We start from the raw sequence: 16,210 nt of genomic DNA, 5'->3' as shown, positions 1-16,210 counted from the left end.
AAAAGTCAAAGTCGTCTTCGGGGCGCCGAGTTGCCGTCACACGCTCCCGAACAGGGCGCTCAGCCCCCGGTCGACGACCGCGTCCATGTCCTCCTGTCCGGTGGCCACCACGTCGTAGGTCCGCAGCAGGAAGCGGCGCAGCTCCGGGGTGTGGAAGTGGAGCAGGGCGAGTCCGAACGGCGAGTGGAACTCCAGCACCGTACGGGCCCGGCCGCACGGCCACAGGTGCACGTCACCGCCGCCGGCCGGCCTGCGCAGCCCCTCCTCCAGCAGCGACCGGGCGAAGGTCCAGGTGACGCCGTCGTCGTCGAGGGAGACCTCGGGCGGGAAGTCGAGGTGCACGGCCAGCGGGTCCGAGGCGAGGTAGCGGAGCGTGGCGGACACGGGGATCTCCGTGTCCTCCGCCGTGATCAGCCGGGCTCGGGTGGGCTGTTCGAGGGTGATGTCCATGGTCGGTCTCCACTGCGGGTGTGAGGTCGGCCGGATTGCCGTGTGCCTGTACGACCTCGCAGGTGCCCATTGCATTACGCGGAAGCCCGAACGAGTTGATGTGACCTGCGTCACTCAGTCGTCGATGCGTGGGGCTGCCGGTGAATTCGTTTGCGGTGGGACGGGTGGGTCCGGTGTGGTGAGCCCGTTGACGGGGCAGCTGAGCAGGCGGGACGGACACGGTGGCAGGGGTCGGCGGTGCTCGCGGCCCCGATGCTGGCCGCCTTCACCTTCAACACCACGGAGAACGTGCTCGGCCTCCTGGAACTCATCGCCGACAGCCTGCGGGGCTCCGTGCCGGCGGTCGGACTGCTGGTCACCGGTTACGGCGTGACCGTGGCCGTCGCGTCCGTCCCACTCGCCCACGTCATGCGGGGTGTGGCCCGGCGCCATGTGCTCACGGCACTCCTGGCCGCGCTGGTCGTGTCCAGTGTGATGGCGGCCCTGGCCACGTCGTACTGGCTGCTCCTCGCGGCCCGGCTGCTCCTCGCGGCCCGGCTGCTGACCGCGGCCCGGCTGCTGACCGCGGCCCGGCTGCTGACCGCGCTGGCCCAGGCACTGCTCTGGGGCGTGATGGGACCGGTCGCGGTGGGCCTGTTCGCACCGGGGGCCCGGTGGCGGGTGGTCGGGGCGCTGTCCGTCGCCGGTTCGCCGGCCCTCGTGCTCGGCGTACCCGCCGGCACCTGGCTGGGCCGCCACGAGGGCCGGCCCCTACCGATCGCCGTGCCGGCGGCCCTGGGTCTCGTGTCCCCGGTGACGATCGCCGCCCTGCTGCCGATCCCACGTCCGGACGAGGAGCGGGCGGCCTACGGCACGCGTCCCGACGCCCGTAGGTTCGCCACGGTACTGGCGGCGGGGACTCTGTCCGCCACGGGGGTGTGCTCGGGATTCACATACATCGTCACGTTCCTCGGCGACGTGCCCGGCTTCTCCCCGGGCGCGGTCGGCGTCCTGCTGGTGGTGTTCGGCGTCGCGTGCCTGGCCGGGGTGACCGTCACCGGGGCGGTCCTCGACCGCTTCCCGCAGGCGGCGCTGAGCACCGCCGTCACCACACAGGCGGTGGGCATGCTCGGCCTCTACGCACTCGGCACCCGTCCGGTGGCGGCCGTGGTCTTCCTGACCCTGATGGGCGGTGCGCTCGGAGCGGTGTTCATGACCGCCCAGAACGCGATGCTGCACTGCGCACCGGGACGTACGGACCTCGCTCTCGCGGCCGACTCCGGTTCCTACAACGCGGGTATCGCGGCCGGCGCGGCGCTCGGGGGGGCTTGTGCTGCGTCTTGCGGATGTACGGGGGGCGTTCCTCGCCGGGGGGGGTGCTGACTGTGGGGGCCTGCGCGGTGTTGGTGGGGACGTGGGTGCTGGGGTGCGGTGGGGGGCGTGCCGGTGCCGGTCAGCGCGCGGGGGTTGCGTCGCGGGCCAACGTCCGCCAGGCAGCGCCTTGTTGGGGAGGCGGGCCGGGCCGACAGTCGGCCAACTCCCCCTCGCGTGAACGCCGTAGCCACAACGAGGACCTGCCCGGGGTGTCGCCATCGAGGACGACTGGACGGAGGAGCAACGCGCGGGAACCTCTCTCGCCAGCGGGATACTCTCCACCCCGCCCTGCGCGGTGCTGCTCGGCGAGCGGGTGTCGCGCTGGAGAACCGAACTCCGTTGGGCAAGGCCGAGTTGGGAGGCCGCTCGGGACTAGTGACCAACTTCCGACGCCGTAGCCACGTCGATGGGGAACGAGTGGCCAACTGCCTCCCGTGCGGACACCGCACCCCCGGCGACAGACCGCCGACTGGCAGGACCTGCCGGCACCCCTCGGCGCACGGTGGCGCATCGTGGAGCAACGACCGTCCAGTGTCGCCGAGTTGGGGATCCCGGGCAGGCCGACCGAACAGCTCACTCCTGTGCTGGTGCCGTGCTCGGGGTATACGCATCGAGCGCGGCCAGGCGGAGCGCGGCCCCCACTCGGGTGACCGCCTCGGTGGGCGTCCGGGGAAGCCGGGCGAGCAGCAGGCGGCGTTGTTCCTGGGGGCCGCCGCGTACCGGCAGGACGCGTACGCCCGGCGGCACGGCGGGGGCGAGGGAGCCTGTCACCGTGGTCAGACCGAGGCCCGCCGCGACGAGTTGGAGCTTGGCCAGCCAGTCGCGGGCGGTGTGGACGATCTCGGGGCGCTCGTCCAGCCCCGGCCATACGCCCATGAGGCGGTCCTCGCCGGAGGAGGGACTCGCGATCCAGCGCTGGCCGCGCAGGTCGGCCACGTCGACGTAGTCGCCGCGGGCCAGTGGATGCGTGGCGGGCACCGCGAGGTACAGCGGGCGCTCGGTGAGCGTGCGCAGCACCAGCGGCGGCGATTCGGTGTCCGGCGGGCGGAACGGCGGCGCCGACGCCAGCAGGGCCAGGTCAAGGCTGCCGGCGCGCAGGGCGCGTACGAGGGCCGGGGTGCCGCCCTCCCGGCTGACGACGTGCAGGTCCGGGTCGGTGCGGCGCAGGGCGGCCAGGGCGCGTGGCAGCAGGACCGCTCCCGCGCTGGGGAACCAGCCCAGGCGGACGGTCGCGGCCTCCGTCGGCAGACCGGACAGTTCGCGCGCGGTCGCGCCGATCTCGTCGAGTACGACTGTCGCCCGGCGCATGACGATCCGGCCGGCCGGGGTCAGCCGTACGCCGTCGCGGCGCCGTTCGAGCAGTTCAGCGCCCGCGGCCCGTTCGATCGCGGCGATCTGGCGGGACACCGCGGACTGGGTGTAGCCCAGTGACGCGGCGGCCGCGGTGAAGGTTCCCTGCTCGGCGACCGCGCGGAAGACGCGCAGCGCGGTGAGTGACACATCCGTGAAGTCCATGACGATCACGCATGCTAGCGGTGCGTAACTTTCGTTGGACGCACACCCGGCGGGTTCCTACCGTGGCAGTCATGAACGTTTCGCGCATCGCCCTCGTCACGGGCGCCAACCAAGGACTCGGCCGCGCCCTCGTCGAGGGTCTGGCCGCCCGCCTGGGCTCCGACGACCTGGTCCTGCTCACCGGACGCGACGAGCGGCGCGTCACCGACGCGGCCCACGAGGTCGCGAACCTGCCCGGCACCCGCAGCCGGGTCGAGGGCCGGGTCCTGGACGTCACCGACACCGACGCCATCACCCACCTGGCCGACGATCTCCGGCAGCGCCACGGCGGGGTCGACATCGTGATCTCGAACGCCGTGGCCCGGGTGCTGCCCGGGGAGTCGCAGGCGGCGCGCGCCGACGAGTTCATCGACGTGTCCAACACCGCCACCCACGCGATGCTGCGGTCCTTCGGCCCCGTGCTGCGCCCGGGCGGCCGGTTCCTCGTCGTGGCCAGCAGCCTCGGCACCCTCGGACACCTCGACCCAGCGCTGCACGACCTGTTCGACGGCGCGAGCCTGGACCAGGTCGAGTACGCCGTCGAGTCCTGGCGCAGCGCCGTCCACAACCGGACCACGGCCGAGGCGGGCTGGCCGCTCTGGCTGAACGTGCCCTCGAAGGTGGCCCAGGTCGCCGCTGTCCGCGCGGTCGCCGCCGAACGCCGCGAACACGACCTCGCGACAGACACGTTGATCGCCTCCGTATGCCCGGGCATGGTCGACACGGACACCTCCCGCCCCTGGTTCAGCGACTTCAGCCAGGCCCAGTCGCCGGCCGAGGCAGCGGCCGCCGTACTCGACCTCGTCCTCACCGAGCACGTCGACCCCACCCACTACGGCGAGTTGGTCCGCTTCGGCAAGGCCCTGGACTGGTACGGGGGTACACCGCCGGTGGAACAGGACCGGCTGATCACTCCGTGACGGCATCGGTATCCGTGTACAGGTGACGCCGGCGCTCGCCCCTCATCCCAGCCCGGGCAGGCTCCGCACCTCCCCGATCCTCAAGAACCGTGCCAGGAGCAGGAACAGCAGGGCCATCGCGGTGCCACCCGCGGCCAGCGAGATCGCGGGCGCCCAGGAGTCCGAGGACAGGGCTTGATCGCAGACGCGCGCGAGGAGCCACCCGGCGCCGCCGGCAGCGACGGCGGCCATGGTCAGTTTCGCGTAGGTGCGACAGATCCGGCGTCCGTCGAGCAGTCCTTCCGTACGTTGCCGGAGGCGCAGCGCGGTCACCAGCAGACCGATCGCGTACGACAGCGCATAGGCACCGGCCATCCCCGTGACCGCCCAACTCGCGGGCAACAGGAGGTGGCAGGCCGTGGCGAGGCCGATGTTGATGCCGCCGATCCACACCGCCAGCCGGAACGGCGTACGGGTGTCCTCGAAGGCGTAGAAGCCGCGGAGCAGGAGGTACTGCGCGGAGAACGGGATCAGTCCCAGGCCGAAGGCTTGCAGCATGTGGCCCAGCGGCGCGGTGGCCGAGGCGTCGGCGGAGCCGTGGGCGAACAGGAGTTGAGCCGTCTGCGGACCGAAGGCGAGGAAGAAGAAGGCCGCCGGGACGATGACGACACCACTGACCCGCAGCGCGCGGGACAGGTCGGCCCGCAGGTCGTCGACGCGGTGTTCGGCCACGGCCCGGCTCATGCGCGGGAGCAGGGCCGTGACGAGTGAGACGGTGACGATCGACTGGGGCAGCATCCAGATCTGCTGGGCGTAGCTGTAGGCGGTGTACCCGACACCGTCGCGGGGACGGGCGGCGTCCGCGTCGGAGGCCAGCCGGGTCACCACCGTGCTCGCCGCGAGGTTGGCCAGCACGAACAGCAGGGTCCAGCGTGCGGCGTTGACGCTCTTGCGCAGCCCGGTGCCGCGCCAGTCGAAACGCGGACGGAACCGGAACCCGGCCGCGAGGGCGTAAGGGACCAGCGCGAGTGCCTGGACTGCCAGCGCGATCGTGGTCCCGATCCCGAGCAGCCGGACCTGGGCGCCGGTGATGTCCGCAACCTGTTCCGGCGCGGTCATCAGGCCGAGGTAGAGGCCGAACATGGTGATCAGGACGAGGTTGTTGAGCACCGGGGTCCACATCATCGCGCCGAACCGGCTCCGGGCGTTGAGGACTTGGCCGAAGATGCTGAAGACGCCGTAGAAGAGGATCTGCGGCAGCAGGAAGCGGGCGAACACCACGGTCAGTCGGAAGGCGTCGTGTGTGGCGGGTGTGTCGTGCTGATAGACGCCGATGATCTCGGGGGCGGCCCACGTGGCCAGTGCGGTCCCGATGCCGAGGACGCACAACACCAGGGTGACCAGCCGCTGTTCGAAGGCGGCCCCGCCGTCGGCGTCCTCGGCCCGGGCGCGGACCAGTTGGGGGACCAGGACGGAGTTCAGCGCGCCGCCGATCAGCAGGAAGTACAGACTTGTCGGCACGGTGTTGGCCTGGTTGTACGTGGTGGCCAGCAGTCCGGTGCCGAGTGCGGCGCCCTGTAGCACCATCCGTATCAGTCCGGTGGCGCGCGAGACTATCGTGCCCGCCGCCATCAGCGCGGTCGAACGCAGCAGCCCACCACCGCCTTTGGGCTTCTTCTGCGCTGCGTGCCTCCGTCGTGTCCCTAAGCGATCCGGCCGCTCGGGTGAACTCTCCTCGATCATGGGCTCAATCTACGATCCCCGGACGCCGGTTCTGGCCGCGCCTCCGTGCACACCGGCGCGGCCAGAACCAACTCGGGCTGTCAGGACCTGGCTTCGAACCCCTCAGTCCCCAACTACACGGCTAGACAGCCCGGTTCACGGGGCGAGCTGCCACTGCTCGATGTAGCCGACGTCGACCGCCGCGTGGTCCTGCACCCTCAACTTCCAGGTGCCGTTGACCGGTTGGGCGGAGGTGTCGACGGTGAAGGTCTGGTCGACGTTGTCGGCGGAGCCGCCGGAGCGGTTCAGCAGGGAGTAGACGGTTCCGTTCGGACCCACGAGGTCGACGGTCAGGTCGCCGCGGTAGGTGTGGACGATCTTGACGTAGACCTGGGTGGTGGCCGAGGCGTTGCCGTCGCGGCCGGTGACCGTGATGGGGGACTCCACGGCGCCGGCGTTGTCGGGGATGTCGACGCGGGTGGCGCTGGCGTAGATGTTCGCGATCCGCCAGCTGAAGGCGACGGTGGCACTCGCGTCCGTGTCGTCGGTGACGGTCACCGTGACGTCACTGGTCCCGAGGGCGGTCGGGATGCCGGAGATCAGACCGGTGCTGCTGATGGTCAGTCCGTCGGGCAGTCCCGTGGCCGAATAGGTCAGGCCCGCACCGGAGTTGGTGGTGTACGCGTCCGTCTGCAGGGACACGGCCTGGCCGACTCCGCTGATCTGGGCGGCGACCGGTGCCACGTTGACGCCGAGGGCGATCCGGCTGCCGACGTTGATCGCCGCCCACGCGTCCGCCACGGCCAGGTAGGTCGGGCTGTAGGCGCCGAAGAGGTCCGCGGCGGCCTGCAGGGTCGCGGTGCGGGCACCAGCGTAGTTCGTGGACGAGGTCATGTACGTGGTCAGCGCCCGGTACCAGACCTTCTGGGCGTTGTCGATGCCGATGCCGGCGACGGGCACGCCGTCGTAGGTGGGGCTGTCGTAGGCGACCCCGTTGACGGTCTTCGCGCCGCTGCCCTCGGACAGCAGGTAGAAGAGGTGGTTCGCCGGGCCCGAGGAGTAGTGGACGTCGACGCTGCCGAGCGTCGAGCTCCAGTAGTCGCGGGACGCGCCGTCCTTGGAGGGCTTGTCCATGTAACGCAGCGGTGTGCCATTGCCGTTGATGTCGATCTTCTCGCCGACCATGTAGTCGGGGACGTCGGCGGGCAGGTTCTCGTGGAACTCCACCGCGGCTGCGAAGATGTCCGAGGTGGCCTCGTTCAGGCCGCCCGACTCGCCGGAGTAGGTGAGGCCGGCGGTGGCGGCGGTGACGCCGTGGCTCATCTCGTGCGCGGCCACGTCCAGCGCGGTCAGCGGGTGGGTGTTGCCCGAGCCGTCGCCGTAGGTCATGCAGAAGCAGGTGTCGTCCCAGAACGCGTTGACGTAGTTGTTGCCGTAGTGGGCCCTGCTGTAGGCGGCCACTCCGTCGTTGCGTATGCCGTTGCGGCCGAAGACGTCCTTGTAGTAGTCCCAGGTGGCCGCCGCGCCGAACGCGACGTCCACGCCCGCGGTCTGCCGGTTGCTCTGGGTTCCGTCGCCCCAGACATCGTTGTCATCCGTGAAGAGGGTGCCGGTGCCGGAGGTGCCCTGGTTCAGGTCGTAGGTGCGGTGGCCCGCACGGTCGCCGTCGACGAGTTGGTACGTCGAGCCTGAGAGCGTGGTGCCGAGGGGGACCGTTCCGTTGAACTGGCCGGTGCCGGTGCCCGTTTCGATGCCCTGGTACTGGAAGACGGCCTTGCCGGAGTCGGCGTCGGTGATCACGTGGAGTTCGCTGGGCGTGCCGTCGTCCTGGAAGCCGCCGACCACCGCCTCCCAGGCGAGGACCGGCTTGGCACCGGCGGCCCAGACGACGAGCCGCGGGGCGCCGTCGAGTTGGGCCTTCTCGCCGCCCGCCTTGGACGCTGCCGCGAGCGCCTTGGTCTTCACCGTCGCCGACGTGACGTTCGGGGTGATGCCCGGCAGGGCCAGGTCGGCCTTCGCGGCCTTCGTCACCGTGAGGCGGCCACTCTTGGCGTGCACGACCAGGTCGCCGCCGAGGACGGGCAGACCGGCGTACGTCCGCTCGTAGCGGGTGTGGGTGGTGCCGTCGGCGTCCTGGCTGACGTCCTTGACGACGAGCTTCTCCTTGGCGCCGAGGCCGAGGGTCTTCGCCGTGTTCCTGACGGCCGCGCCCGCGCTCTTGAGGAGGGCGGCGTGCTTCGACGGCGACAGAGCGGCGGGGGCCGCTCCGGCCCGCGAGGTGGCCAGGATCTTCGCGGAGGCGGTGGGCCCGCCGGGAGCGGCGGAGGCCGCGCTGGTCTGCATACCGGCGGCCAGCAGGGTGCCGACCGCGGTGAGCACGAGGGCTGCGGTGTATCTGGGGTGGTGCGGATAACGGTCATGCCGGGTCAAGGCGTTCTCCTTATGTGGGGTGGTCGGACTCGGTGGAGTCCTGGAGAGCGGGTCGGGCCGGGGTACGGCCGTCCGGCGGGCGCGCGGGTGCGGGGAGGAAGGGTGAGGAGTGAGTGAACGCTCGGTGAGCGTGGTGCTCAGCAGCGTGGCATCACGTCCACAGAATTGTCATGGCTATAACAAAGCAACGGCTCAAAATGGCTGCCGCGTCCTGCGGATCACTCGCTTGAGCGACACTTTTCAGCCTCACGTCGGACGCCGACGTCACGGGGGAACATCGCGCCGTCGAACAGGTGGTTGAATGTCGAGCCGGAAGGGTAATCAGTCCTTCAACTCGCGTACGGCGTCTACGACTTGCCCCACCAGGAGAGCTGCGCCACGAGCACGGCACCAGTCGCCCGTGAAGACGCTGGCATATGCCAGAAGCACCACCGGATCGGGTGTTGCCAAATCCCTTACAGGGCGTCGCAGCCTGTGCGACAGTCGTAACCGGTCCCTCCATCCGCCTTGGTCGTACCGCCCCGCATCGGAGTGCTTCATGCCGTCCCACCTCTCTGCGGACCGCCCCGCCGCCCAGCCGCCCGCGCGCGGCTCGGTCGACGCGCTGATATCGCAGGCCCGGCGGCTCATGGGCGACGTGGACGCCGTACGACGGGACGCGCAGCACGACGGTGCGGACCCGCGCGAGCGGTGGCAGCGGGCGCTGTGCGATCTGGCGCTGCATCAACTCAACGACCTCGACGAGCACTTGGCCCAGTTGCGGGACGGCCCGCCCCCCGTGCCGGTGGCCGTGGAAGCACCGCTCGCCCCAACTGCCGTACCGGAAGCGCCTCGTGACGACTCGCTGCTCAGCCGGGTCGGCAGCGCCGAGTGGAATCTGCTGACGGACGAGGCGAGTTGGTCCGGGGAGCTGTATCAGATCCTCGGCCGTGACCCGGCCGTTCCCCCGCTCACCCTCGACGAACTGCCGTCCCTGATCCTCGACGAGGACCGGCCGGCGCTGACCGCGATGGTCACGGACTGCCTGATCGACGCCAAGCCGATCGACGGCGAGTTCCGCATCGTCCGGCCCGACGGCACCGTACGGACGGTGCACATGATGGGCGAGCCCGTGCTCGACGCCGACGGCGGCACCGCCTCGATGTGGGCCGTGCTGCGGGACGTCAGCGAACTGCGCCGCAGCCAGCGGACGGTGAGCGAGACCCGTGACTCGCTGCAGCTCCACCGGCACCACGCGCAGACCGAGCGCCGGCTCGCGGTCGAGTTGCAGGAGGCCGTGCTGCCGCCGTGGCGTGGCTCCCTGCGGCTCCCGCACCAGGGGCCGGAGACACTGGACCTGGCCGCCCGCTATCTGCCCTCGTCGACGAGCGCGCTGATCGGCGGCGACTGGTACGACGCGCTCCAACTGTCGGACGGGGCAACGCTGTTGAGCGTCGGCGACCTCACCGGACACGGTGTCGCCGTCACCTCGGGCATGGCGATGCTGCTCGGCGCCCTGCGCGGCATGGCGATGGCGGGCACCGAGCCCGGCCAACTGATGTCCTGGCTCAACCAGTTGCTCGACGCCACCGTGCAACCGGCCCTGGGCAGCGCGGTGTGCTGCCGCTACCGGCCCGAGACCCGCACCCTGGCGTGGGCGCAGGCAGGACACCCCGCCCCGCTGCTGTTCCGCGGCGGAACGGGGCGCGTGCTGAGCGCGCCGGACGGCGTCCTGCTCGGCGCCACCTCGGGAGCGGCCTACGGGCAGGCCGAGGAGACCCTCGAAGCGGGCGACGTACTCCTGCTGCACACCGACGGACTGGTGCCGGGGCACAGCGGAGAGGCCGCCGTGCGCCAACTCCTCGACCTGGCCCCGCGGTTCGGCGAGGCGCGCACCGCACAGGACTGCGTACGGATGGTCGTGGAGGAGTTCGGCGACACCGAGCGCGCGGACGACGCGTGCGTGCTCGTCGCCAGGACGACCTGAGAAAGAAGCGGCTGTACGAACTCCTCGTGCGGAAGGAGCCGCACAAACCCCTTATGCCTGTGCGCTGTTGCCGCCCCTGGCCCTCGGGCTCTTCGACTGGGTCTTCGGCAGCGCGAGTTCGATCTCCTCCCGCAGTTCGTGGATCTTCGGATAGCCGGCGTACTGGGCGGTGAGCCGGTACATCTCGCGCAGCCGGTCCCAGGTGCGGTGGGAGGAGTTCGATCCCATCGACGCCAGGGCCAACCGCGCGTACCTGTCCGCCTGTTCGGGGTCGTCGGCGATGAAGCAGGCGGAGGCCATCGACAGGAAGTCGAAGATCTTCGACCGCTGCCGTCCGTCGACCCGCAGCGCCAGGGCCTTCTCCGCGAAGTACTGGGCGTGCACGGCCGCTCCGGGCTCGTGCTCGGCCAGAGTGCGGTAGGCCAGGGCCTGCATGCCGTAGAGATCCTCCTCCTTGAACGTCTGCATCCAGCTCGGGGGCGGTACGTCGCCGCGGTCGGAGACGAAGAGGTCCTCCGCCTGGCCGAGGGTGCGGCGCATGGCCTGGCCCTTGCCCATCGACGCCTGTGCCCAGGCCTCGATGGTGAAGAGCATCGCCTGGGTGCGCGGCAGCACCTCGTCGCCGGAACCGGTCTTGGCGAGTTTCATGAGATCGAGTGCGTCGTCGGGCCGGCCCAGGTGCACCATCTGGCGAGCCGCCCGTGAGAGCGCCTCCCCGGCGCGGGGCCGGTCGCCGCCCTCACGGGCCGCGTGGGCGGCGATGACGAAGTACTTCTGGGCCGTGGGCTCCAGGCCGACGTCGTGCGACATCCAGCCCGCGAGTACGGCGAGATTGGCGGCGACGCCCCACAGGCGCCGCTGCAGATCGGTCGGGTGCCGGTAGGCGAGCATGCCGCCCACCTCGTTGAGCTGTCCCACCACGGCCTTGCGCTGCAGCCCGCCGCCGCGGGCCGCGTCCCAGGCGCGGAACACCTTGACGGACTCCTCCAGTTCCTCGATCTCCTGCGACCCGATGGGGGCGGCCTCATAGCGGTCGAACCCAGCGGGGTCGGCGTGCAGGGGATCGTCGAACCGGGGAGCGTCGGCGGAAAGAGTCGGATCGGAGTGCAGCCATGCGTACATGGCGCTGCTGAGTGCGGAGCCTGCGGCGAGCGCGGCGCCCGCGCCCACCAAGCCGCGTCGGTTGAGCATGAGGTCCATTCCCGTGAATTCGGTGAGGACCGCAGCAGTCCGTTCGGGCGCCCACGGCACACCGTCGGGATGTTCCACACTCCCGTCGTCGGGCCGTTTTCCCGTACGCCCGTGCCGGACCAGACCGAGGTCCTCGATGGTCACGACACGGCCGAGACGCTCGGTGAACAGAGCCGCCAGCACCCTCGGCACCGGATCGCGCGGGATCTCTCCCGTGTCGATCCAACGCCGTACCCGCGAGGTGTCGGTCGACAGCTGGGGGTGGCCCATGGCCGCCGCCTGCCGGTTGACCCGCCGCGCGAGCTCGCCCTTGGACCAGCCGGCCAGGCCGAACAGGTCCGAGAGACGGGAGTTGGGTTGTCCGTTCACGTCAAGCCCCCAGGTTCTCGGCTGACTTGAACATAGCCCGGTGCGCCTTGCCGGGCGACTATTCGCCAGGGTTCGCCAGGGTGCGCCAGATGGTGTGCCACTGCGCATCTGGTGTCAGGTAGGAACGCGCCACCCCGACCCGGTCACCGAGGGACACTCCCCAGGGTGCACCCGTGGGACCGGGCCGGGCAGCGCACTTGCTTGGACAGGCTATGCAGGCACACGAAGGGATCTGTATCTCCCATGTACACAGCATCGTCCTCCGTGTCCGCCCCGCCCCGGTCGCTGCACCCCCGCCCGGGAGCCGGCGGCCCCTACCTCGACCCGGCGCGGCCGGCGGCCGCCCCCGTGCTCGGTGCGGGCAGGCCGCGGCGCGTTCCCGGGCTCGGCCCCCAACCCCTCAGCGGGAGACTCGACTTGTCCGGCCCCCAGGGCGCCCAGCTGCGTACGGCGATCGCGTCGGTGCACCGGATCTGCCCGGAGTTCGCTCCGGTGCAGGTGCTACGCCGCAACGGGCGCTCCGTGCTTCTGGTCGGAACGACCGGACGCAGCACGGCCGTCGCGAAGTGTTTACTGGACCACTCCCCCGCGTGGGCCGAGCGGATCCGGCACGAGATAGCCGCATACCGCTCGTTCGTCCGGCACCGCCCGCCGGTGCGGGTGCCGCGACTGATCGCGGCGGACCCGGACAACTGCACGCTGGTCATCGAGCGGATGCCGGGCCGGGTGGCGGCGCTGCACCGGCACCCGGCGGAGGCCCCGCCGCGGGCGGACATCCGGGCGGCGCTCGGCTCGATCTGCCGGCTGAACGCCTGGCGGCCGCCGGCGGGCACGTTCGACGCCCCGCTGGACTACGCGGCCCGTATCTCCCGCTTCCACGAGCTGGGGCTGCTCACCGACCGGGACATGGGAGACCTGCAGAAACTGCTGCACGGCATCGCGCACTCGGCGGGCCGCGGCGGGATGGGCCAGTTCTGTCACGGTGACGCCCTGCTGTCCAACATCCTTCTCTCACCGGCCGGTCCAGTGCTGGTGGACTGGGAGCACGCGGGCTGGTACCTGCCGGGCTACGACCTGGCGACGCTGTGGGCGGTCCTCGGGGACGCGCCGGTGGCCCGGCGGCAGATCAGCCAGATCGCGCAGTCGGCGGGACCGGCGTCACGTGACGCCTTCCTGGTGAACCTGATGCTGGTACTGACCCGCGAGATCCGTACCTACGAGATGGCCGTGCAGCGTTCGATGCACGACTCGGCCCCGGCGGCACCGGGAGTGGTGGCCCACCCGGGTGCTGCGCCGTCCGGCGAGGAACAACGGCTGCTGCTGAGGCGGCTGCACGACGACTGCCAGATGGCCCGCCGGGCCGTACGTGCGGCGGTCGGCACTCGCTGACGGGGACGACGGTCCGCGGTACGCCCTGCAGCGGCGTACCGCGGACCTTCGTGTGTCCGGCCGACATATGGCCGGCCTCTATGTGTCCGGCCTACATATATCTGCCCGAGCCCCGCCGCACTCCCCCATTGGTGTACTCCACTGACGCCCCGCAGGCCCGGACACCGCCGCCACGAAACTCCTCGCACCCCCCGTTGACATGGGAAATCGCCCTCCTCTGGGCATGATTGACGGATCGTCGGCCAGCCGGTACCACTGACGCACGCCCGGCCCCGCACGGTTCATGACAATCCCACCGTCCCAGGAGGCTGCATTGCGAGGATCCTCGACCGACCCCACCCGCTCTCCCGGACACAGACGCGCGCGCCGGTCCGCCGGCGCGCTCGCCACCGCCGCCCTGCTGCTTCCCCTGCTGGGCGCGGCCCCCTCGGAGAGCCCCACCGACTCCTCCTCAGCCACCCTCCAGCGGGCGTTCGCGTCGGCGTCCGCCCAGTACCACGTGCCGCAGACAGTGCTGCTGGCCGTCTCCTACCTCCAGTCCCGCTGGGACACGCACGGCGGAGCGCCGAGTGTGACCGGCGGCTACGGCCCGATGCACCTCACCGACGCCCGCACCGCCCTCGCCGCGACGGAGCACCTGAGCGAGGGCACCGAGGACCCCCGCGGCGACAGCGCCCGCCCCGCCCTGCACCCCACCACGCAGATCCCGGCGGACTCCCAACTCCCCGCCCGCCTCAAGACGTTGACGAAGGCGGCCGATCTGACCGGCCTTCCGGCGACCGACCTCCGTACCGACGAGACCGCCAATGTGGCCGGTGGCGCCGCGCTGCTGGCCGACGCCCAGAAGAACCTCGGTGAGTCGCTGAGCGCGGATCCGGCCGACTGGTACGGCGCGATCGCGCGCTTCTCCGGCGCCGACGACACGGCGACGGCGGCCGCGTATGCCAACGATGTCTACGACGTGATCCACACCGGCGAGGCGCGCACCACGGACGCCGGGCAGCAGGTCGCGCTGGCCGCCCGGCCGGACGTCGCGCCCGACACCGCGCAACTGAAGGAGACCGGGCTGCGCACGGTCTCCGCCGACGGCACCGAGTGCCCCAAGAAGGTGTCCTGCGAGTGGATCCCGGCGCCGTACTCCCAATTCGGGAACGACGACTACGGCAACCACGACCTGGGCGACCGGCCCGCGTCGCAGAGCATCAAGTACATCGTCATCCATGACACGGAAGGCCAGTGGGCCGGCGTCCTGAACCTGGTCCAGGACCCCACCTATGTGTCGTGGAACTACACGATCCGCTCCACCGACGGTCTCGTCGCCCAGCATGTGAAGGCCAAGGACGTGGCCTGGCACGCGGGCAACTGGTACATCAACGCCAAGTCGATCGGCATCGAGCACGAGGGCTTCCTCGCGGCGCCGGACGCCTGGTACACGGAGGCGATGTACCGCTCGTCGGCGCGACTGGTGTCGTACCTGACGAAGAAGTACGGCATCCCGCTGGACCGGCAGCACATCCTCGGCCACGACAACGTGCCGGGGCCGACCACGTCCACGGTCCCCGGGATGCACACGGACCCGGGCCCGTACTGGGACTGGGCGCACTACTTCGACCTGCTGGGTCACCCCGTCAAGCAGACCGCGAAGAAGGGCGGCGGCCTGGTGACGATCCGCCCCGACTACACCACCAACCAGCCGGTGTACACGGGCTGCGTCACCGCGGGACAGCCGTGCGCGGTGCACGGGTCGAGCGAGGTCCGGCTGTACTCCGGGCCCGGCGAGACCTACCCGCTGATCAAGGACATCGGCCTCGGGACGACCCCGACGACCGGGGTCAACGACCTCTCCTCACGGGTGTCCACCGGGCAGCAGTACGCGGTGGCCGACCGTTCCGGGGACTGGACCGCGATCTGGTACCTGGGTCAGGAGGCCTGGTTCAAGAACCCGGAGAAGCAGCCCACCGCGGTGAAGGCGGCCGGTCTGGTGGCGACGCCGAAGGAGGGCATGGACAGCGTCCCGGTGTACGGCCGCGCCTACCCGGAGGCCTCGGCCTATCCGACGGGAGTGCCCGCCCAGGCGATCTCCGCGCTGCCGTACAAGCTGCTCAAGGGCCAGAAGTACGTGGTCGGTGACAAGGTGCCCGGCGAGTACTACTACGCGGTCACCTTCACCACCGACTCGCACAAGGTCGTCGTAGGAAAGGATCTCTACTACGAGATCCAGTACGGCCACCGGGTGGAGTTCGTGCGCGCCGCCGACGTGACGGTGAAGCGGTCGAGCCGGTAGCCGTGCCTCAGCCCTGCTGGAACAGTTCCGCCGGGAGCGGTTTCAGCAGGGCGTAGAGGTCGTCCGTGATGGGGCGGTCCCAGGCGGCGATGGTGACCAGGACGTTGTCGCTGCGGTCGAACTGGACGCACGAGATCCGGCTCTCGGAGAGCTTGAGGCGGCGCACGATCAGCAGGTTGTCGCCCTGCATCACCGGCATGTCCTCGACGCCTACGACGGTCACCTCCTCGTCGTTCTCCAGCGCGAGGAGCAGTTGCGCGACCTCGAACGGGATCTCGTCCTCGGCGACGTCACGGGCCGGGGAGCCCTCCGGCAGATTGCCGATGACCATCGCGGGGCCGCGGCCGCCGAAGAGGTCGTACCGCAGGAACACGCCCTGGCAGGTGCCGTCGGGCGCGGGCAGCAGACCGGCACCCAGGTTGCCGGGCCAGTCGCCCGGGTCCATGGCCAGCACATCGAATTCGGGGCCGGCGGGGGTGGCGCTGCGGCGGCGGAGGAACGACATGAAGCAATGGTACGGGGTGCCGTTCGGCGATGTGGCCGTGGCCGGGTGCCGGGTGCGGATCGTCGGTCGGGTGCGGCGCCGTGGGGGCTGAGCGCGCA

11 protein-coding genes are annotated in these 16,210 nt (G+C 70.8%); 5 read left to right on the top strand and 6 right to left on the bottom strand.

Going from position 1 to position 16,210, the window contains the following annotated elements; genetic code table 11:
- Positions 1-36 precede the first annotated feature (36 nt).
- A complete protein-coding gene (locus ACGFY9_RS17530) occupies positions 37-450 on the bottom strand; it encodes an SsgA family sporulation/cell division regulator (protein WP_393755008.1) in 414 nt (137 codons plus the stop codon).
- A 237-nt stretch (positions 451-687) separates the two neighbouring features.
- Between ACGFY9_RS17530 and ACGFY9_RS17525 the strand changes: the two genes are divergently transcribed.
- A complete protein-coding gene (locus tag ACGFY9_RS17525; RefSeq protein ID WP_393755006.1) occupies positions 688-1,812 on the top strand; it encodes an MFS transporter in 1,125 nt (374 codons plus the stop codon).
- 564 nt (positions 1,813-2,376) lie between these two features.
- Here ACGFY9_RS17525 and ACGFY9_RS17520 read toward each other — a convergent pair.
- Complete coding sequence (locus ACGFY9_RS17520) at positions 2,377-3,318, bottom strand: LysR family transcriptional regulator (protein WP_393755004.1); 942 nt, start codon at positions 3,316-3,318, stop codon at positions 2,377-2,379.
- Positions 3,319-3,389: 71 nt separating this feature from the next.
- On the opposite strand from ACGFY9_RS17520, the gene ACGFY9_RS17515 reads away from it, so the two are divergent.
- A complete protein-coding gene (locus tag ACGFY9_RS17515) occupies positions 3,390-4,277 on the top strand; it encodes an SDR family NAD(P)-dependent oxidoreductase (RefSeq protein ID WP_393755003.1) in 888 nt (295 codons plus the stop codon).
- A 42-nt stretch (positions 4,278-4,319) separates the two neighbouring features.
- Here the strand turns inward: ACGFY9_RS17515 and murJ are convergent, their stop codons facing one another.
- Together murJ and ACGFY9_RS17505 are read right to left on the bottom strand one after the other, a co-directional pair.
- A complete protein-coding gene (murJ, locus tag ACGFY9_RS17510) occupies positions 4,320-5,999 on the bottom strand; it encodes a murein biosynthesis integral membrane protein MurJ (protein ID WP_393755001.1) in 1,680 nt (559 codons plus the stop codon).
- A gap of 135 nt (positions 6,000-6,134) precedes the next feature.
- The gene (locus ACGFY9_RS17505) at positions 6,135-8,408 is read right to left on the bottom strand and encodes a M4 family metallopeptidase (protein WP_393754999.1); all 2,274 of its coding nucleotides are present in this window, start codon (positions 8,406-8,408) and stop codon (positions 6,135-6,137) included.
- 538 nt (positions 8,409-8,946) lie between these two features.
- On the opposite strand from ACGFY9_RS17505, the gene ACGFY9_RS17500 reads away from it, so the two are divergent.
- The gene (locus ACGFY9_RS17500) at positions 8,947-10,374 is read left to right on the top strand and encodes a PP2C family protein-serine/threonine phosphatase (protein WP_393754997.1); all 1,428 of its coding nucleotides are present in this window, start codon (positions 8,947-8,949) and stop codon (positions 10,372-10,374) included.
- A 51-nt stretch (positions 10,375-10,425) separates the two neighbouring features.
- Here the strand turns inward: ACGFY9_RS17500 and ACGFY9_RS17495 are convergent, their stop codons facing one another.
- Positions 10,426-11,934 (bottom strand): hypothetical protein, encoded by a 1,509-nt coding sequence (locus tag ACGFY9_RS17495; RefSeq protein ID WP_393754995.1) that lies wholly within the window; start codon positions 11,932-11,934, stop codon positions 10,426-10,428.
- A 243-nt stretch (positions 11,935-12,177) separates the two neighbouring features.
- Here ACGFY9_RS17495 and ACGFY9_RS17490 point away from each other — a divergent pair, with 243 nt between their 5' ends.
- Together ACGFY9_RS17490 and ACGFY9_RS17485 are read left to right on the top strand one after the other, a co-directional pair.
- Complete coding sequence (locus ACGFY9_RS17490; RefSeq protein WP_327406287.1) at positions 12,178-13,323, top strand: aminoglycoside phosphotransferase family protein; 1,146 nt, start codon at positions 12,178-12,180, stop codon at positions 13,321-13,323.
- A gap of 313 nt (positions 13,324-13,636) precedes the next feature.
- Positions 13,637-15,607, top strand: a complete 1,971-nt coding sequence (locus tag ACGFY9_RS17485; protein ID WP_393754992.1) for an N-acetylmuramoyl-L-alanine amidase — start codon at positions 13,637-13,639, stop codon at positions 15,605-15,607.
- A gap of 7 nt (positions 15,608-15,614) precedes the next feature.
- Here ACGFY9_RS17485 and ACGFY9_RS17480 read toward each other — a convergent pair whose 3' ends face one another.
- Positions 15,615-16,112 (bottom strand): hypothetical protein, encoded by a 498-nt coding sequence (locus tag ACGFY9_RS17480; RefSeq protein ID WP_033280692.1) that lies wholly within the window; start codon positions 16,110-16,112, stop codon positions 15,615-15,617.
- Positions 16,113-16,210: the final 98 nt, after the last annotated feature.

Origin of the sequence: Streptomyces sp. NPDC048504, assembly GCF_043200035.1 — a bacterium.
Lineage (GTDB): Bacteria > Actinomycetota > Actinomycetes > Streptomycetales > Streptomycetaceae > Streptomyces.
The sequence above is the reverse complement of the archived record's forward strand: the minus strand, read 5'-3'. Positions and strand labels throughout refer to the sequence as shown.